This window comes from Kitasatospora sp. NPDC042419 (assembly GCF_056437345.1).
This window is the reverse complement of the sequence record NZ_JBWKAW010000018.1, coordinates 162,056-180,480: the sequence shown is the minus strand read 5'-3', so window position 1 is coordinate 180,480 and position 18,425 is coordinate 162,056. Positions and strand designations below refer to the sequence as shown.

Sequence of the window (18,425 nt, the reverse complement as noted above, 5' to 3'; positions counted from 1 at the left end):
CCCCGCAAGCCCGATGCCGGATTGACTCCCCCTGGTAGCCCAACTGGCCAGAGGCGACGGCTTCAGGTGCCGTTTGATGTCGGTTCGAATCCGACCCGGGGGACCAAGCGTTGAGTGCTGGGACACAGCGGGGCCTGTAAAGCCCTGGCCCGTGATCGGGGCTAGCGAGGTTCGATTCCTCGGCGGCGCACCTATTGCAATCCCTCACGTGAGGGATTGGCCGGGGTCCCGCATGGGGGCCTCATGCGAGGGGGCGCCTTCGAAAGGGGGGTGCCCTCATCGGGGGCCCCTGCTCTGAGGGGGCGTCACATGGGGGTGGCCTTTCGGGGGTGGCCCCCATTCTGAGGGGGTGTCACGTGGGGGGCTCTACCGAATGGCGCGCCTCGCCCCTACCTCCGGGCTGGAAGCGCATCCGCCTCGCTGTGCTGCGACGTGACGAGTTCCAGTGCACCTGGCTGCGCGAGGACACCGAACAGCGATGCGCCGAGCGCAAGCGCCTTGAGGTCGACCACGCGGGCGACCGCGACGACCATGCGCTAGCCAATCTGCGCACGCTGTGCCACTACCACCATGCCAAGCTGACGCACGCTCAGAGCGTGAATGCTCGCACCTTCGCTGTGAAGCAACGCGAAGCCGAGCCAAGCGCCTACGCGCAGCGCCTCGCGCGCCGCTTGAGCGAGCGCTGAGCCGCCACCTTGGCCCGGCGCGCGCTGGCCCGAACCGGCCGCTCGCTGGGGCCCTCTCGCGTCCTCTCTCTGACCATGGCTGCCAATCCGAAGGGGTGGGGGGTGACCCCCCTCCGCTTCCTTCCCGCAGCACCATGTCAAAGCGAAAAAACATCTGTACGGGTTCGAGCCGACCGGCCAACCCGCTGACCAGGGCCGATCCGGCCTCTACGCGCGGGCGCACAGCCGGGCGCGAGGTCGGCCCTTGATCAACTCGCCGCCCCGCGCGAAGCGCGCATTGCGGTTCCCCTGAGATCGGAGGTGCCCCCGTGGCCATCACTGGCCCCGTGCCGAGCGAGAACGCCCGGCGACGCAACGCGGACACCTTCGAAGCCCCTCCGGCAGTCGGACAGCCGGCGCCCGAGCTGACGGGCGATCAACTGACGCGCCTTCGGCCAGCCTCCCGAGCCTGGTGGGCTTCGCTCTGTGCGGGCCCTGCTGCGCACACCTACGCGTCTACGGACTGGGAGGTGGCCAAGGCCGCCCTGGTCTGTCACGACATGCGGGAGCGAGCCAAGCCGGACCCGGCCCTCTGGGTCAAGCTGGACGCCCGTATGGAGCGTTACGAGGGCCGGTTGAGCTTCACCCACGTCGACCGCCTGAAAGGCCGCGTAGGGGCCTCTGCGGGCCCTCGCTCCGAGGTGACGACCGAGGCGCCCCGAGGTGCCGACATGGACGCCGAGCTGTACCGCCTCCTGAGCGGGGGCTGACGCCGTGTCGGATTGGAACCCTCAGACGGGCAACATCCCGGAGGGCGTCCCACCCCCGAACCGCTCGCTCGGCTATGGCGTGATCCGCTTCCTGCAAGAGGTCGCGGTTCAGCCGGACGGCGAACGCGCGGGGGAGCCGTTCCGGTTCAGTCGTGAACAACTCCTGTTCATAGTCTGGCTCTACGCCATTGACGACCGAGGACGTTTCACCTACCGCCGCGCGTGCCTCCGCCGGGCCAAGGGCCACGGCAAGACACCGTTGCTCGCCGCCCTGGCCGTGGCCGAGTTCATCGGTCCCGTGCGCTTCGCCGGTTGGGACGCCTTCGGGCTGCCGATAGGCAAGGCCGTCAAGGCGCCGCACGTGCAGCTCGCTGCCACGACGTACGCGCAGACGGCCAACACCATGGACATGATCCGGGGCATGCTGATCGAGAGTCAGCACCCCGAGGCCAGGGCCCTGGACATCGGCAAGCTGTCCATCCAGTTCCGCGACGGGCGGCCCGGCCGAATCGAGCCGGTTACGGCGTCCAGCTCCTCCTTGGAGGGCGGGCGTCCATCGTTCTGCGTGATGGACGAAACCCATCATTGGCAGGAATCCACGGGCGGCCACCGCCTCTGGGAAGTGATCTCACGCAACCTGGGCAAGGTCGGCGGGCGTTCGGTGGAGTCCACCAACGCGTTCTCGCCGGGCTACGGCTCCGTTGCGGAGCGGACGCACGAAGCATTCCTAGAGGCCCAAAAGGCTGGCGGACATGCCGGGTTGCTCTACGACTGCCTGGAGGCGTCCCCGGACGTCGACTTGGCCGACGAGGAGTCAGTCAGGCTGGCGCTCCGTCAGGCTTACGGAGACTCGCACTGGGCGGGTGGCGCTCCCAACTGGGAGGGCCTGGACCGCATCGTGGATGAGATCTACGACCCGGGCTCGGACGCCGGGCAGATGCGCCGGTTCTACTTGAACCAGATCGTGAGCGCGTCGGACGGCTGGTTGTCCCACGTGGACGTGGACGCCGCCGTACGGCCCGACGAGATACCCCCGGGCGCCCTGGTCACCCTCGGGTTCGACGGGAGCCGCAAACGCGACGCAACAGCCCTTGTGGCCACCGACGTTCGCACGATGCACTCTCAGCTTCTCAACCTGTGGGAGTGCCCGGACGGGCCCGAGGCCAAGGACTGGGAAGTACCGGCCGCCGAGGTGGACGCCGCCGTGGCCGCCGCCTTCGAGCGGTTCGACGTCTGCGCCTTCGCGGGGGACCGGTTCCTCTGGGATGGCTGGCTCGACATCTGGGCACAGCGGCACCGGACCTCACTGCATGTCAGGGCCGGTAAGCACATGACCGCTTGGGACATGGCGGCGCAGATGAAGGATCTGACCTACACCGCGGAATCGACCGCATCGGCCTTTGCCGAGCGGAAGTTGACCATTGGCCCCGAGGCCGCGCTGATCCGGCATCTCAAGAACGCCAAGCGCCGGCCGAACAGTTGGGGCGCCTTCCCGGTGAAGGAGAACAAGGACAGCGTGCGCAAGGTCGACGCGACACATGCGCTGCTGCTCTCTCGCGCCATGGCTCGCAAGGCGGTTGACGCCGGGGTCATGGAGAAGCGCAAGGCCCGTTCGGGCAAGGTCTACGTCTTTTAGAGGTGCTGATGGCTGACAGCCGTTCGGTGCTGTCCGCCGTCATGGCACAGCGCGAATCCGAGTGGAACGACCTTCGCAGGGTCGACCGCTACATGCGGGGGCAGCACGCCCCCAGCTACATGCCGAAGAAGAGCCAGCGTGAATACGCGGAGCTGGTGCAGCGGGCGGTAACCAACTGGCTGCCGCTGGTCGTTGGCACCGTGGCACAGCGGCTCTACGTCGAGGGCTACCGCGACGCCGAGGGACAGGAGTCCTCTCCGGCCTGGCCGCACTGGGCCCGAAACGACATGGCGAGCCGTCAGAGCCTCGCTCACCGAGCCTCCCTGACTTACGGCGTCTCGTATGTCGCCGTGGAGCCGGGGGACGCCGGGCCGTCCATCCGCCCGCACTCCCCGCTGGTCATGACCGGCGTGGCCGAGGAACCCGACGCCGAATGGCTGTCCGCCGCTGGCCGCTACCTGCGCCCGGAAAGCCGCAATGGCGTCCTGGGCAAGGTGTGGCGGCTCTACGACGAGACGGCCATCAAGGACGTATGGGTGGCCGAGGCCGGTGACGACGGCGAGGAGTCGGAGCCCGAGGTAGCCGAACTCAGCACCGTCACCCACAACTTGGGCGTTGTCCCGGTGGTGCCCTTCCGGAATCAGTGGGCTGACTCGCCGTTCGCCTCTGCGGTCGAACAGGGCGAGGTATGGCCGCTGATATCCACTCAGGACGCGCTGAACGACACGAAGGTGTCACTTGCGGTCGCGCAGACCGCCGCCGCCCACCGTCAGAAGTGGGCGGCCGGGATGACGCTCCCCGAGGACATCGACGGCAACCCGATCAACCCGTTCAAGTCCCACCCCGGCGAACTGTGGGTGGCGGCCGACGAGTCGGTGAAGTTCGGCGAGTTCGGCGCCACCGATCTGACGGGCTATCTCAAGTCCGTCGAGATGCACATCCAGCATCTCAGCGCGGTTTCCCAGGTGCCCCCGGCGATGCTGCTGGGGGGCATGACCAACATCTCCGCCGAGGCGCTGGCCGCCAGTGAGAACGGGCTGCGGGCCCGTGTGGCGGAGCGTCAGGCCCTCTTTGGAGAGGCGTGGGGGAAGGTCTTCCGCCTGGCCGCCGGCCTGGTCGGTGACAAGGCGTCAGCCGAGGCCACGGACGCCGTGATCCTCTGGCGCGACACCGAGGCCCGTTCGCTGGCTCAGACCGTGGATGCGCTGGGCAAGGGGGTCACGATGCTGGGTCTTCCGCAGCAGGCGGCTTGGGAGATGTGGCCCGGCGCCACGGCGGCCGACGTCGGACGCTGGGGCCGGATGCGCGACGAACAGGCGGCGCTGGACACGGTGGCCGACCTGATGTTCCAAGGCCCCGGCCCTTCCGCCGGACGGCTGGTGAGTGCGGGGGTGCCGGATGGCGATCACTGACGCCGGAGCGGTTCTGACCAGCGCTCAGTACGAGGGACAGGCCCGCATTGGCGCCGCCCTCGCTCAGGCCGTGGTCCGCGAGGGCTTCAAGCTCGACCTTGAAGACCCTCGCGCCCTGGTCGAATTCGGGGACATCGTCGATGAGTTGACGGGCAAGGCGTTCGACAAGTCCGCCGACCTCGGCGCCCGGTACTACGGTCGGTTCACGATGGCTGAGGGCATCGACGCCTCGCTAGTGGTCCCGGATGCTCTCCGGTGGTCGTCGCCCGGCGCGACCCCGACCCTACAGGCGTTCGCCCTGGCCACGACCCCGGAGACGGGCATCACCATGGCGGCCGGACAGGCCGTCAAAGAGGCCCTGTGGGGCGGCCGGGGTACTGTCCTTGACGCCGTCTGGAACGACAGGCGGTGCCAGGGCTACCAGGTCAAGACCCGGGGTCGCCCGTGCTCATGGTGCGCCATGCAGGCGAGTCGCGGGATCAAGTACAAGACCGAACGCCGGGCGGGCAATTGGTTCCACGGCCATTGCAAGTGCTCGACCGAGCCCGCGTTCCCGGGCACCCGATCGGCGAGCCAGGCGCGCGAGTGGGCCGACCTCTACGGCGATGTGGGCCGCCACGACTTCCGCCGGGCCTATGAGCGCCCGGAACTCTACTTCAAGGAGAGCGAGTGACTGACACCCCCGAGACTCCCGAGGGTGAGCGCGTGGAGAGCGCGCCGACCGAGGAGGCCCCCGAGGAGACTCCGGGCAATCCCTCACGTGAGGGATTGCCGAACTCTGATCAGCTCGCCGCGCAGGTGGCCGAGCTGACTGCCCGCCTGGCCGAGGCCGAGCCGATTCTCAAGGCCCATGCCGACGCCGAGGAGGCGGCCAAGACGGACCTACAGCGCGCAACCGACCGTGCTGCCGCTGCGGAGCGCAAGGCGGCCGAGCTGGAGCGCTCGGCCCTACTGCGAACCCTCGCCGATGAGACGGGTCTGCCCGCCGATGCGATGACGCGCATTCAGGGCGCGACCGAGGACGAGATGCGCGCGGACGCCACGGCGCTCGCGGCGCTGCTCGGTGCTCGCCCGAAGCTCCGGACCCGCCCGGCCCCGGTGGCCGGTGGTGGCGGCGGTGGCGTGCCGGACGACGGCGCGGCCGTCGACCCCCGGAAGCTCGCGGCCGCAATCCGCAGGCTCCGCAAGTACTGACACACCAACTACCCGATAGGGGAGCACTATGGAGCAGTCGAAGACCGGCACTCTCAAGCCCGAGGCGTGGGCATCGCAGGCGCTCGGCCTGCTGAACGAGGAGATCGTCCTTACCGGTCTGGTGACCCGTGACGGCGGCGCGAACTACACCGGCGCCGAGGGTGACCGCGTCAACTTCAAGCGCCCGTCCAAGCTCAAGGCGCGTGAGCTGTCGCTCAAGGCGCACCGTGCCGATGCGTCGATTCAGCTCGACAAGCTGAACGAGTACTCGATCGACGTCACGCTAGACCGTGAGGTCTACCATGCTGTGGGTCTGACTCCGGCTGAGCTCGATCTCGACGTTGCGAGCTACGGCGCGCAGGTGATCGACCCTCAGACCGTGGCCGTGGCCGATCACATCGAACTGGCTCTCGCCAAGTACGTGTCCGCGCAGTCCCCGGCCGTCAAGACCGCCAAGCTGACCACGGACGCTGACGGCGCCGTCACCAGCGACGGCGCTGCGATCCGCGCCGCAATCGTCCAGCTCCGGAAGGCTCTCAACTCCGAGGGCGTCCCGGCCGCCGGCCGAATCCTGGCCATCGGCACGGCCGTTGAGGCCGCGCTCCTGGGTGACGACCACCTGACCAAGCTTGACGAGTCCGGCACCGGCGAGGCCCTGCGGAGCGCCCTCCTGGGCGCCCTGTACGGCTTCCGCATCGTCACCGTGCAGCACCTCGGCGAGTCCGAGATGATCGCGTTCCACCCGTCCGCGTTCATTCTGATCTCGCGTGCCCCGGCGATCCCGTCCGGCGGCCCGGTGGGCTCGTCCAAGTCCTACGGTGGCGTTGCGCTGACTGTCCAGAAGGACTACGACGCGAACGCCCGGCGTGAGCGCTCGATCGTCAACACCTACGCGGGCCTGGGCATGGTGACGGACATTCCGGCGGCCGAGTACGCCAAGCTGACCGGCGCCGAGACGCTGGAGGCGCTCAAGGGCAAGGCCGTCATGTGCCGGTCGGTCAAGGCCACCGTGACCAAGGAGACCACCAAGGCCGGTGGGTGACCCGAGGAGGGCCGTTGCTCGCCACGATTGACGACCTGTCGGCCCGCCGCCCCGGTGGACTGACGGGGGACGAGATCGACCGGGCCTCGGCCCTCCTGGAGGACGCCGAGGCGGTAGTCCGGCTGGCGGCCGGACGGCCGATCCCCGAACCGGCCCCGCACATCGTCAAGATGATGGTGTGTCGGCTGGTCCTCCGGTCGCTCGACAACCCCGCGGGGATCGCGTCCGAATCGGTGGGTGACTACTCCTACCGCCGGACGCGCGAGGCGCAGGCAGGAATGTCGCTGACGCCCGAGGAGGTCAAGTTCCTCCGCCAGGCGCTCGGCGCCGCCCTGTACGCCAGCACCAGCATCTACGCCGGGCCGAGGCCCGAGGACGTGGCATGGGTGGTGCCTACGGACGAGGGGGGCGAGGCGACCTGATAGGCCGACACCTGCTGTCCGACTCCGGCGTGATTCTCCGCCGGACCGAGGGGGCCGAGCTTGACCGATACGGCAAGCCGGTCCCCTCCTGGCGTCCGGACCCAACTCCGATTGCCTGCCGCCTGATCCACCCCTCGGGCCGTGAGGTCGAGGAGTCCGGGCGCGACGCACAGAGCGCCGGGTTTCAGCTTGTGCTGACCCCGGACGTGGCCCTGACGGGCCGTGAGCGGGTCCGGGTCAACGGGGTGGAGTTCGACGTCAAGGGGCCATCACTGCCCCGAACCGGCATGTACGGCAAGCGCTGGGCGAACACCGCCCGCCTTGCCAGAACGGAGGGGTGACCCATGCCTGACCTCATGGTGGAAATCTCCCCCGACGCTATCCGGCAGCTCAGCGAATCGGCCGACGTCAAGGAGATGTTGCGCCAGCGCGGCGAGCATGCCGCAGCCGCAGCACGATCCCTGATGCCCCGTCGGTCCGGCGCCCTCGCGGGCTCCGTGAGCGTCCGGGTCGGCCGGCGCGCGGTCTGGGTCGTGGCAACTGCCCGGCACTCGACCTTTGTTGAGCTGGGCACCTACAAGGACGTTGCCCAACACCCGCTCCGTCGGGCCGTGTCGGCATTCGGCGACGGGAGCTGACCCGTGGTCAAGTTCCCCGACGCCGAGGCGTTCGTCCTCGCCCACCTTCGCGCGGCCGGACTGGACTGCGGGGTGGACTTCCCCGAGAAGATCGCCCGCCCGTTCGTCGCCGTTGAGCGCGTCGGCGGGTACATGAAGTGGCCCGCCCTTGAGACGGCCCTCCTGGGCCTCCGGGCGCTCGGCCCCGATCGTGCCACCGCGCACGACGCACTCAGAACCGCCGAGGGCGTGTTGATGAGCCTCCCGCCGCAGAACCTCGGGGTTACCCGGGTCTACGTCGTGATGGGGGCTCACCACGCCCGGGACGAGGCGGACACATCCCTTCACCGGTGGACGGCGACCTATGGCGTCAGCCTCCGCCCCATACGCGAGGAGACCGGCAGTGCCGACCCCCGACCTGACTAAGGACACCCTCCGGGTAGCCACGACCGGCACGCTGTACGTGGCACCGCCCCGGACCCCCATGCCCGCGCTGACCGGCGTTCAGCTCGCCGACACTCAGGCGCTTGAGAACTGGACCACGCTCGGCCTGTTCAGTGAAGACGGCGTGGAGCACGAGTTCTCCGAGGACACCGAGGACATCAAGTCCTGGCAGGCGGGCGTAGTTCGCACGCTGGTGACCGGCCGTGACCTCACCCTCAAGTTCTCCGCCCTGGAGTCCCGACCCGCCGTCCTTGAGTCGTTCTACGGCCTGGCTCCCGGCAGCATCAAGAGCACTGACGGCAAGTCGGTCCGGTTCGAGATCAAGGCCGCCGAGAAGCGCAAGCCGTTCGCCGCGCTGTTCGTGCTGCACGACGGTGAGTCCCTGTGGGTGCTCCATATGGACAAGTCGCAGGTGAGCGAGGTCGAGAGCCCCAAGTTCACCAACAGCGAGGCCATTTCGTGGGGCATGACCGTCAAGGCCCTCGGCGTGGACGCGAACACCCCGCTCGGCACGTGGGAGATCCACGACGCCGACATTGCGGCGCTCGCGTTCGGCGGCACCCCGCCGACCAACCCGTGACGCGCTAGGCGTCGCCCTCCGGGCAATCCCTCACGTGAGGGATTGCCCGGTCCCCTTTCTGACTTCGCGAGAGATTGAGAGAGCGTCACATGAGCAAGCCGAACAAGGCCCGTTTCCGCCTGGAGGCCATCCGCGCCAAGGCGACCGCCAACGAGACTTCCGTGATCGAGTTCGAGCACCTGGACGGCGAGGTGTACGAGGTGCCCGCTCCGGCGTTCTGGTCGGACGCCGTGCACGAGGCGCTTCGGGCCGAGGATCTGCCGGGCGCCGGTCGGGCACTCCTGGCCGACCGGTATGCCCCGTTCATCGAGGCGGGCGGCCGGTCGACTGACCTCATGCTGATCATCCGCCAGTACGCCGAGGACCAGGGCGTCACCCTGGGGGAATGATCGCCCTTGCTGGGCTGATCGACCAGCACGGGGACGACCTTGACGCGGACTTCCGCCGGTACTACGGCCTGGACGTGGCCGATGTGGGGACGACCGGACTGACGTGGCGTCGGCTCGGCGCCCTGGTCAACCGACTTCCGCGCGAGGGCTGTTACGCCCGCGCGGTGGTCGGTGCGGAGGAGTCCGAGTGGACGACGGACCGTCACCTGATGGCGTCTGTCGTGGATCACCTTCGGGGAACGAACTACCTGCTCGGCGGCCTGCTGGTCGCCAACGGGGTCAAGCGCAACCCGGTACCTCCGCCGGAGCCGATCAAGCGGCCCGGCGTCGAGATGCCCGCCGAGGAGCGGAAGGGCAAGGGCTTCAAGGCCCTCGCCGAGAAGATGGGCGCGCGGCCAACTCCGCGCCTGACGTAGGGCGGTGAGACATGTCTGCGGGCATACGCGCAGGGTCCGCATACATCGAGCTGACGGCCCGTGGGGACCGACTCCTCAGTGACGTGACCGAACAGGCGCGGCGGGCCGGTGAAGCGGCCTCCGCGACCATGGCACAGTCGCTATCCTCCGGGCTGTCCCGGGCGGGGTCGTCGCTCACCAGCGTGGGAACCACGCTCAGCAAGAACTTGACGGTTCCTCTGCTGGCAGCCGGCACGGCCGTCATCAAGACGTCGGCCGACTTTGAGTACGGCATGACCCGGGTCAAGGCGCTGAGCGGCGCCACCGGGGAGGAGTTCACCCAACTCCGTGACCAGGCCAAGGAACTGGGCGCCACCACGAAGTTCTCCGCGACCGACGCGGCGGACGCAATGGGCTTCCTGGCGCAGGCCGGTTTCAAGACGACCGAGATCATGCAGGCCGTCCCGGCCATCCTGAACGGCGCTGCGGCGTCCGGTCTGGAGCTGGGGCGCACGGCCGACATCGTCAGCAACATCATGACCGGGTACGGGTTGCAGGCCACCGAGGCCGCCCGCGCGACAGACATCCTGGTGGCCGCAGCCAACGCCGGAAACGTGGACGTCGACATGCTCGGCGAGTCGTTCAAGTACGGCGCCACTACAGCAAAAATGGCGTCGATGAGCATCGAGGAGGCTACTGCCGCCTTCACGCTGCTCGGCAACGCTGGTGTTCAGGGGTCCATGGGTGGCACGGCCCTCGCCGCCGCCCTGGTCCAGATGATGAAGCCGACCGGCGACGCTCAGAAGGTCATGAAGCGAACCGGTCTGACGTTCGCCGACGCGGGCGGCAAGATGAAGCCGCTCGCTCAGATCATTGACGACGTCGGCAAGGCCGGTCTGACCAACGAGGAGTTCATTACCCTCTTTGGTGTCGAAGGTGGCCGCGCCATGGGCATTCTCCAGAGCCAGGGCGGCGACGCCATGCGGAAGTTGACGGGTGATCTGGAGAAATCCGCGGGCTCGACCGACGAGTTCGCCGCCATCATGTCCGACACCGCGACCAATGGCATGGCGAACTTCAGTTCCGCTGTCGAGGGCCTGGCGATCGCCATTGGTGACTCGGGCCTGCTGGCCGACTTCACCAAGGTCGTAAACGTCGTCGGGGAGTTCGTCGGCAAGCTGTCCTCTACGGACAGTTCGATGCTCCGGATGGGCACTCAGATCGCCCTTGTGGGGGCCGCGCTGGGGCCTGTCGGCCTCGGCCTCGGCAAGGTGGCCCAGGGCCTCGGCGTCTTCGTGACAGCCGGCGCCCGGGTCGGCTCGGTCGCCATGGCGGGCACTCGCCAACTCGGCATGTTCGCCTCGGGGTTCTCCAGTGCGGGCGCTGCGGCCTCCTCCTTCTCGGGCCCCATGGGTACGCTCGGCGGGCGGGTCCGAACGACCATGTCGGCCATCGGCTCCGGTGCCGCCTCGGCCGCCACGTGGCTGGGATCCAACCTGGCGACGGCCGCCCGCACGGCGACAACTGCGCTCGGCTCCGGCCTGTCCACGGCGGCCTCCGCCACCGGCCGGGCGCTCAGCGCGACCGGCAGTGCCATAGCCTCGGCAGCATCGAGTATGGCGTCATACCTCACCAGGGCCCGCCTGGTGGCCGCTGTGACGCGCGTCTGGACGATCGCTCAGGCAGCGTTCAACGCCGTGATGGCCATGAACCCGTTCGTGTGGATCGTCCTCGGGGTCGCCGCCCTGGTCGCCGGGCTGGTTCTGGCCTACAACAAGGTGGGTTGGTTCCGTGATTTCGTAGACGCTGCCTGGTCGTTCATCAGGGACACCACGGTGGTGGTCTGGGCGATCATCAAGGGCATCGTCCTGGGCGTCTGGGACGCCATCGGCCCCAAGGTCATGACAGTGGTCCAGGCCATCTGGATGGCCATCCAGGTGTACTGGGGCCTCATACAGGCGTACATCTCGGTAGTGATGACGGTCATTCAGGCCGTCATCTCGGTTGCTTGGTCGGTGATCCAGGCTGTCTGGTCCGCTGGCGTCGCGGTCGTGTCGGCCGTGGCCGAGGCCGGGTTCGCCGTGGTCCGGTGGGTGGTCGAGACCACGATGGCGGCCGTCCGAGGGACGATCTCGGCCGGTTGGGCGCTGATCCAGGCTGTCTGGTCGGCTGCCGTCGCGGTCCTGTCGCCGGTGGTCGAGGTCGCGTTCAGCGCGGTCCGTGCGGTGGTCTCCGCCGTGATGGCGTTCTGTCAGAGCGTCATCTCGTCCACCTGGTCGGCGATCCAGGCAGCTTGGAACGCCGTGGTCGGCGCGCTGGTGCCGCCGGTGACGTCAGCGTTCAACGCGGCGCGGTCGGCCGTGAGTTCGTCGATGTCGGCTGTCTCGTCGGCCGTCTCGGCAGCCTGGTCGGCGGTGACCAGCGCGTTCAACACCGTGCTCGGCGTGGTCCGTTCGTGCATGAGCGGCTTCACGAACGCCATCCACACCGCCGCGCAGAGCCCTGAGAAGCTGGTCCAGGCCGTACGCGACATGGTGTCCAAGGCCGTGTCCACCGTGACCGAACTGCCGGGCAAGATCCTGTCCGGCATAGGCGACCTGGGACATCTGCTGTACGACAAGGGCAAGTCCCTGGTGCAGGGCTTGATCAACGGGATCAAGGACATGGCCGGGTCGCTCACCAGCGCTGTCGGCTCGGTGGTGTCCAAGCTCAACCCGTTCAAGTCTGCACCCATGCCGAATCCACCGGCTCCGGCCATGGCGGGCGCGGCCCCGATGGCGGCGCCTATGGCGTTCGCGGCTCCGGCGCCGTTCGCTGCCTTCGCGTCTCCGATCGAGGAGGCGGGCCGCGCGGTCCGGACGGCAATCCTCGGCGGTGCACAGACCTTCGGCGCCAAGTCCTTTGACGGCTTGTGGGGCAATCCCTCACGTGAGGGATTGGGCGATGCTCGCGCCGAGAGGCTGCGGCCGTCCATCACGGTCAACGCGCGGACCGACGCGAACGCAAACGACATCGCTAGCGAGATCGCTTGGCAGCTTCGTACGAGTGGGAGGTGACGACGTGACAGCAGCCGAGGGCGCGCCGCCCGCTCGGTTCTCCGTCAAGAACGCATACGAAGGGTCCCCCTGGACTGCGGAGTTCAGTGGGGCCCTTCTCGGTGGGCCGTCGACGGCCTACCTGGAAGAGGTATCGGGCCTGCTCGACGCGCCGGAGGTCCGGACGGCTGATGCCGCGCTGTTGCAGCGTGACGGCGTCTCGGTCGGTCAGGACTACATGGGCGGTCGAACTGTTCAGCTCACCGTGATGGTCGAGGCGGAGAACGGCCCCGAGGACCTGGCCGAGGTGCTGCGGGCGTTCGCCCCGGGCACGGACAAGCCGTTCCGGTTCGCCTTCCCCGGCGTGGCCGGGGGAGACGGCCAGATCATGGCGCGGGTGCGGAAGCGCTCAGCCAAGGTCGACGCCGTAACTGTCGCTGGTGGCGCGCGAGTTGACGTTGAGCTGTTCGCTGCGGACCCCCGGTTGTACTCCGGGGGTCCGGCGCATACGCGGGCGATCACGGTTCGCGTGCCTCGCACGGGTGTGCCGGTATTCCCCATGACGTTCCCGTTCGAACTGGGGCAGGGCGCCGTGTCGAGGGCGAACAACGACGTAGTCAACTCCGGCTCGGTGCAGGTCTATCCGGTCATCCGCATGGTGCCGCGCGGCGGCGTCGTCGTGGACCCCCGGCTGACCCTGATACGTGAGGGCAGGCGCCGGGAGTTCACCACGTCCGGCCTGAGGGTCGGTCAGGGTGACGTCCTGGTCATCGACATGGCCGCCCGCCGGCTGACCCTGAACGGCGCCTCCCGGTTCGGCAAGGTCCAGCCCGGGAGCGAGTGGTTCGCCCTGGAGCCAGGGACGAGCCAGGTGCTTCTAGACGTAAACGAGGGCCCCGAGGGCCTGACGGCGAGTGTGGAATGGCGCTCGGCGTGGATGTGAGGAGGGATCAACTTGGTCGCTGAGATGCGGGCCCCGCTGTTCTTGCAGCAGGGCAGGTATGACGCGCTCGACTTCCGGAACATGATCGGGCGCACCCGGGGCGGACACGTCGGTGTCGCCGGGCCGGACGCGCTGCGGGTCGAGAAGATCGACAATCCGACGCCGCGCGTCTCGGTCGCGTCGGGCTCCATCTGGCTGCCGGACGACACCGAGGCGTCCCACAGTGGCGCGGTGTTCTTCGCCCACCTGGACGCCAGCATTCAGCTCCAGTGCTCAACCCCCAAGCCGGGCGAGGGTGAGCGCGTGGACCTGGTGGTGGCGTTCGCCGATCCCGACGCCTCGGGCTTCGGTGCCCGCATCGTGGACGTCCGGAGCACTGAGGCGCGGTTCCTGCAGCCGAGTTGGTACGCCGAGGACGGCACCCGGTACGCGGCGGACACCGCCGGGGGCGGGGTGAGCCAGGAAGGCACGAGCGGCTGGTCCCTGGCGGTTCTCGCCGAGACCACCCCGGGCGCTGCTGACTGGAAGGTCCCGCACAACGCGGTGCGTCTCGCCCGGGTGCGCATCGGTGCCACCGGCATTACCGGGATCGAGGACGTGCGGTTCAACTCGCCGGGCGGGGGCGTCGTTCCACAGAAGGACACCAGCGCCCTGGCGCACATTCGGACGGCCCCTCAGCAGGGGCTCAACGAGGCGATCAACGGACTGCCCGAAGGCTCGATGGTCTACTACGGCCAGGAACAGCGCATGTACGTCGTCACGGCCCCCGGCAAGGCCGTTCCCGTGAGTGCTCCGCCTGAGGTGGTGATGGGCACCCCAAAAGGGAGTGACGGCGGCTGGTGCGACGAGTTCGTGATGGAGTGGCGCGTGGGCGCCGCGCCCTACCGCCGTTACGCCGCAGTCTCGTTCGGGGCGACGGCGGTCTACGAGTACGGTGACAATTTCTGGATGCGCGCGGCCTTGCAGTTCAACAGTGCCCGCATCCCGCTCGACAACGCGAACCGCTGGTTCGGCGCGGCCAGTGAGCTGACCCACACCCAAACTCACTCGGGCTACTGCGTGGTTGAGATCCCGGCCGGCGTGCCGTTCAACGCGGACGCGGGCATCATGCGCGGCTTTTACGGCACCGGCGAGTCCGGCGGGGACAAGGGCAACTGCAAGTACACCGAGCTGGCTTTGACCCGGTTCGGCATGGCCGTCATCTACAGCGCATAGGAGGTGGGCGGGATCGAATATCGCGTTCTGCTAAGCGAGTTCAAGACCGGCGAGCTGATCGCCGAGATACCCGCGGCCTCGGTCTCGTTCCACTCGATCCTGTCCCGGCCGGGCTCGGCACAGGTCAAGATACCTCTCGCGGCCCGGCCGCTGGACGGCCTTGACTGGTCACTCCTCTCGCCCTGGCGGGCCCTGATTCACATTCAGCGCGGCGAACGCATCCTCTGGGGCGGCCCGCTGCTGACGTGGGGCGTCGACATGGACTCAGAGACCATGACCATGGACGTGGTCGGCCTGTGGGAGTACTACCGCCGGAACATCATCAACCGGGGCTTTCAGATGGTCGGCGGCCAGGGCCGCGACGACGGCGGATACCAGGCTTACAACGTCCCGCAGACGGTGATTGCACGGGAGTTGATCCAGTACTACGCCGACACCCCCCGACCCCGGGACGGGTCCGGCGGTGACTACTGGGTGTCGAACGGGCCCGGCGCGTTGAGCTTCACCGCGCCCCCGGTGGGCTGGGACGACCGGCGTAGGGACCGTTCGTACATGTGGTACGAGTGGAAGTCTGTGGGTGAGGCGGTCGAACAGATGGCCGCCGTGATCGAGGGGTTCGACTTCCGAATAGACCACGACCGCATGGCAGATGGCAGGGTCCGGAACCTGTTCACCTTCCTCCCCCAGGGCGGCACGGACACCGGGTTCGTCCTGGAGCACGGTGCCAACTGCGACGTCACGCGGATCACCTCGGACGGCTCCGCGATGTGCACCGAGTCCGCCGTCAACGGCGCGGGCGAGGGCTGGGGACAGGTTAAGTCCTGGTGGAACAACGGAGAGTTGGAGGCCGACGCCGGACGACGCATTCCGCGCCTTGCCACCGTCGAGACGCACAACTCCGTGTCCCGGCCGGAGACGCTGGCCGCGCAGGCGTGGCGGATTCAGGCGGTCGGCGCGTTCCCCCTGGTGGTGCCGGACGTCCAGCTCCACCCCGGCGGGGAGGTCTCCGTGGCGGAGCTGCGCGTGGGCCACAAGGTCCGCGTCCGCGCCCGGCTGGAGAACTGGCCCGGCGTGGATGCCGAGTACGTCGTCACCGAGCTGGACACCACCGTGGACGGCTCCGGGGAGAACACCAAGCTCGCCCTGGTCCCCGTGAGCGCGTTCAAGCTCGTTGACGGCCTGGAGGAAGGACAGGAGGAGCAGCGGTGATCCTCGGACGCCCGTCCCTCGCGGACGAGTTCAACGCGATCGGTTCCCGCCTCGGCGCGCTGGAGCAGAACACCAGCGCCCGGGGCGAGGTGCTGACGTTCATGCCGTACCCGTACGGCTCCACTCAGGGGCAGTGGTACGCCTGCGGATTCATCTCGACCATCTCCCTGACACAGCCGGTGCTGCGGCTCGATCTTCGCTGTGCCATCCGGCAGGGCGAATCCGTGACCTTCCGCCTGGTCGACTCCGACACCGGGCGTACCAGCGCCGAGGCTCTGATCCGGGGCCTCGGCGTCCCGGCCCAGAACCAGTGGGTACAGCTCACATGGCGCCACGGCCTCACGGGGACCAGCTCCCGCCGGTGGCACCGGATGGCAATGCAGATCCGGGCGAACGACGGCGAGATGTCGGCCACTGTGGACCCCGGCGTGGCCATCTCGCTGCCGCTGTACGCCGCCGGGGATCACCCCTCCCTCGGCGTCGGCCACTGGGAGATGATCGAGAAGCCGTTGGGCTTCCACTGACCCGTCCTTGACGACCTTTCACGGGCCCGCCGGCTGTCTGCCCGGCGGGCCTCCTGCATGAGGAGAATCCCATGGCGTACACCGCCGAGACTGCAATCCGCCTCGCCCGCGCGGAGGTTGGATACCACCGGAACAAGGGCACCGCCACGAAGTACGCGCAGAGCTTCGGCAAGATCCCCGGATACGGCGACGGCGGGTACGGCTACCCCTGGTGCCAGGCATTCCAGAGCATCATCCACAAGGCCGCCGGGGGTCGCCCTGACAAGGACTACCCGTGGACGGCCGGGTGCGCCGTCGCGGTGTCGTGGGCCAAGGCCCGGGGCCGGTTCAGCTCCACCCCGCGCGTCGGCGACATGATCATGTACGGCGCCGGTGGCGGGTCGCACGTCGAGCTGGTGGCCGCCGTCGAGCCTGGCCGGGTCCGCACCGTGGGCGGCAACACCTCGGGCGAGGGCACGTCCTACGCGGGCGGCTCCGTCGCCGAGAAGTGGGTGAGCCGCACCAACCCGAACGTCTACGGGTACGTGCGCCCAGCCTACGCCGAGGCCCCGGCCGGGGGCGGCCCGACCGAACCGGCCACCGCGACCGGCAAGTTCACCGTCCGCAAGGGCATGACGCTCGGCGGGATCGCCGCACTCCTGGGGACGTCGGTCGGTGCGATCGTCGCCCTGAACCCCGACGTCACCAACCCCGACCGCATCCACGAGGGCCAGGTCCTCACCGTTCCGGCCAAGCCGGGCGAGGCCGAGAAGCCGACCGCCCCCACCACGCCCCCGGCGCTCGCCGAGTACACCGTCAAGCGCGGTGACACCCTGTGGGCCATCGCCAACGCGCACGGCGTCTCCGTCGCGCAGCTGCTCGCCGTGAACACTCTCCAGAACCCCAACGTGATCACTCCGGGTCAGCACATCAAGCTTCCAGCGGGCGTGACGGCCAGGGCGGTGCCGGTGGCTCCCGCTCCGGCCCGACCGACCCCGGCCCCGGTGAAGCCGAAGCCTGCCCCGGCTGCCTCGGCCAAGCCGGTCAAGCCTGCGGTGGCCAAGCCTGCCCAGGCGCGACCGGCCCCGGCCAAGCCCAAGCCCGCCCGCCCGGCGGCCAAGCCGGACCAGGGCCGAAAGCACTGGCACGGTGACTGCCCCTGCCGGTGCCCCGAGGGCGCCCGCCGGCCTTCCGCGGTGACCTCAACTACCCATTCCGTGCCGCTTCCTGATGCCCCGGCAGTCAAGGCCGAGCCCGCTCCGGCGACTCCCGCCGAGGGCCCCGCGGCTTTCCCCGAAGGCGCCAACTCCCATGCTGTGGAGGCCCGTTGATGAACGAACCCGACCAGCTCAACGGCGTGCACATCGGCGCCCGCGAGATCTATGACCAGCTGGTCGGCGTCCGCGAGGACGTGCGCTCGCTCGCGCAGAACGGCGCCAGTGTCGACCGGACCCTAGAGGACCACGAGGACCGCGTGCGCGCCCTTGAGCGCTGGCGCTACGGCGTCGTGGCCTCCGGCGCTGCGGGGGTCAGCGCCCTCATCTCCGAAATCGTCTCTCTCGTGAAGGGCTGATGCAGCCGTGAAGGAACTCATCCGACAGAACCCCGTGCGGACCCGTGCGGCCGTCGTGGCCCTGGTGGGCCTTCTGGCCTCCGTGGTGCCCGCACTGGCCCATGTGGACGCCGAGCTGATCGCGGGCCCCCTGGTGGCCGCTGTGGCCCTTTGGGCGGGCCAGTCCGCCGGTAGGCGGGTCACGCTCGCGGACGCCGCCGAGATGCGCCAGATGGAAGCGGCGCAGACGTGCTGCGACTGTGTGCATGCCGACCGGCCGGAGGATGCCCGCCCGGACGCCTGATCGGGCCCCGGCCAATCCCTCACGTGAGGGATTGGCTTGATCGTCTACAGATCGAGGTGTAGCGTCTGCGCCGAGTCACCCCGGGAGTGCCGGGGCGG

At 68.9% G+C, this 18,425-nt stretch carries 22 protein-coding genes and 1 tRNA gene; all 23 read left to right on the top strand.

All coding sequences use genetic code 11. The annotated features are described in order from the left end of the window. Positions 1-28: 28 nt before the first annotated feature. The 23 genes from AC067J_RS28950 to AC067J_RS28840 all read left to right on the top strand — a co-directional run bounded on the left by AC067J_RS28950 (position 29) and on the right by AC067J_RS28840 (position 18,327). Positions 29-106, top strand: a tRNA-Leu gene (locus AC067J_RS28950). A 316-nt stretch (positions 107-422) separates the two neighbouring features. Then, a complete protein-coding gene (locus tag AC067J_RS28945; protein WP_400649688.1) occupies positions 423-686 on the top strand; it encodes a hypothetical protein in 264 nt (87 codons plus the stop codon). A gap of 308 nt (positions 687-994) precedes the next feature. Then, positions 995-1,435, top strand: a complete 441-nt coding sequence (locus tag AC067J_RS28940; protein ID WP_478304068.1) for a phage terminase small subunit — start codon at positions 995-997, stop codon at positions 1,433-1,435. Between the two features lie 4 nt (positions 1,436-1,439). Beyond that, the gene (locus AC067J_RS28935; RefSeq protein WP_478304066.1) at positions 1,440-3,071 is read left to right on the top strand and encodes a terminase; all 1,632 of its coding nucleotides are present in this window, start codon (positions 1,440-1,442) and stop codon (positions 3,069-3,071) included. Between the two features lie 8 nt (positions 3,072-3,079). After that, complete coding sequence (locus AC067J_RS28930) at positions 3,080-4,483, top strand: phage portal protein (RefSeq protein WP_478304064.1); 1,404 nt, start codon at positions 3,080-3,082, stop codon at positions 4,481-4,483. Beyond that, entirely contained in the window at positions 4,470-5,156 is a 687-nt protein-coding gene (locus AC067J_RS28925; protein ID WP_478304062.1) for a VG15 protein, read from the top strand. Before AC067J_RS28930 ends, AC067J_RS28925 begins: the two co-directional genes overlap by 14 nt. After that, positions 5,153-5,677, top strand: a complete 525-nt coding sequence (locus AC067J_RS28920) for a hypothetical protein (protein WP_478304060.1) — start codon at positions 5,153-5,155, stop codon at positions 5,675-5,677. Before AC067J_RS28925 ends, AC067J_RS28920 begins: the two co-directional genes overlap by 4 nt. Positions 5,678-5,705: 28 nt before the next feature. Then, on the top strand, positions 5,706-6,719 hold the full coding sequence (locus AC067J_RS28915) for a major capsid protein (protein WP_478304058.1): 1,014 nt from the start codon (positions 5,706-5,708) through the stop codon (positions 6,717-6,719). Between the two features lie 14 nt (positions 6,720-6,733). Further along, positions 6,734-7,141 (top strand): Gp19/Gp15/Gp42 family protein, encoded by a 408-nt coding sequence (locus AC067J_RS28910; RefSeq protein ID WP_478304056.1) that lies wholly within the window; start codon positions 6,734-6,736, stop codon positions 7,139-7,141. Beyond that, on the top strand, positions 7,102-7,482 hold the full coding sequence (locus AC067J_RS28905; protein WP_478304125.1) for a hypothetical protein: 381 nt from the start codon (positions 7,102-7,104) through the stop codon (positions 7,480-7,482). The genes AC067J_RS28910 and AC067J_RS28905 overlap by 40 nt, the downstream gene beginning before the upstream one ends. Positions 7,483-7,485: 3 nt before the next feature. After that, entirely contained in the window at positions 7,486-7,779 is a 294-nt protein-coding gene (locus tag AC067J_RS28900) for a hypothetical protein (protein ID WP_478304055.1), read from the top strand. Between the two features lie 3 nt (positions 7,780-7,782). After that, on the top strand, positions 7,783-8,184 hold the full coding sequence (locus tag AC067J_RS28895; protein ID WP_478304053.1) for a hypothetical protein: 402 nt from the start codon (positions 7,783-7,785) through the stop codon (positions 8,182-8,184). After that, a complete protein-coding gene (locus AC067J_RS28890; protein WP_478304051.1) occupies positions 8,162-8,782 on the top strand; it encodes a phage tail tube protein in 621 nt (206 codons plus the stop codon). The genes AC067J_RS28895 and AC067J_RS28890 overlap by 23 nt, the downstream gene beginning before the upstream one ends. Positions 8,783-8,871: 89 nt before the next feature. Continuing rightward, positions 8,872-9,171, top strand: a complete 300-nt coding sequence (locus AC067J_RS28885) for a hypothetical protein (RefSeq protein ID WP_478304049.1) — start codon at positions 8,872-8,874, stop codon at positions 9,169-9,171. Beyond that, positions 9,168-9,587 carry a hypothetical protein gene (locus AC067J_RS28880; RefSeq protein WP_478304047.1) on the top strand — a complete coding sequence of 140 codons (420 nt, stop codon included), beginning with the start codon at positions 9,168-9,170 and terminating at the stop codon, positions 9,585-9,587. The genes AC067J_RS28885 and AC067J_RS28880 overlap by 4 nt, the downstream gene beginning before the upstream one ends. Before the next feature lie 83 nt (positions 9,588-9,670). After that, positions 9,671-12,622 carry a phage tail tape measure protein gene (locus AC067J_RS28875; protein ID WP_478304045.1) on the top strand — a complete coding sequence of 984 codons (2,952 nt, stop codon included), beginning with the start codon at positions 9,671-9,673 and terminating at the stop codon, positions 12,620-12,622. A 4-nt stretch (positions 12,623-12,626) separates the two neighbouring features. Next, positions 12,627-13,544 carry a phage distal tail protein gene (locus AC067J_RS28870; RefSeq protein ID WP_478304043.1) on the top strand — a complete coding sequence of 306 codons (918 nt, stop codon included), beginning with the start codon at positions 12,627-12,629 and terminating at the stop codon, positions 13,542-13,544. Positions 13,545-13,556: 12 nt separating this feature from the next. Beyond that, positions 13,557-14,759 carry a hypothetical protein gene (locus AC067J_RS28865; RefSeq protein ID WP_478304042.1) on the top strand — a complete coding sequence of 401 codons (1,203 nt, stop codon included), beginning with the start codon at positions 13,557-13,559 and terminating at the stop codon, positions 14,757-14,759. A gap of 3 nt (positions 14,760-14,762) precedes the next feature. After that, positions 14,763-15,968, top strand: a complete 1,206-nt coding sequence (locus AC067J_RS28860) for a hypothetical protein (RefSeq protein ID WP_478304040.1) — start codon at positions 14,763-14,765, stop codon at positions 15,966-15,968. Further along, a complete protein-coding gene (locus AC067J_RS28855) occupies positions 15,965-16,492 on the top strand; it encodes a hypothetical protein (protein ID WP_478304038.1) in 528 nt (175 codons plus the stop codon). Before AC067J_RS28860 ends, AC067J_RS28855 begins: the two co-directional genes overlap by 4 nt. A gap of 71 nt (positions 16,493-16,563) precedes the next feature. Continuing rightward, a complete protein-coding gene (locus AC067J_RS28850; RefSeq protein WP_478304036.1) occupies positions 16,564-17,802 on the top strand; it encodes a LysM peptidoglycan-binding domain-containing protein in 1,239 nt (412 codons plus the stop codon). Further along, entirely contained in the window at positions 17,802-18,044 is a 243-nt protein-coding gene (locus tag AC067J_RS28845) for a hypothetical protein (protein ID WP_478304035.1), read from the top strand. The genes AC067J_RS28850 and AC067J_RS28845 overlap by 1 nt, the downstream gene beginning before the upstream one ends. Before the next feature lie 7 nt (positions 18,045-18,051). Further along, positions 18,052-18,327 (top strand): hypothetical protein, encoded by a 276-nt coding sequence (locus AC067J_RS28840; RefSeq protein ID WP_478304033.1) that lies wholly within the window; start codon positions 18,052-18,054, stop codon positions 18,325-18,327. Positions 18,328-18,425 lie beyond the last annotated feature (98 nt).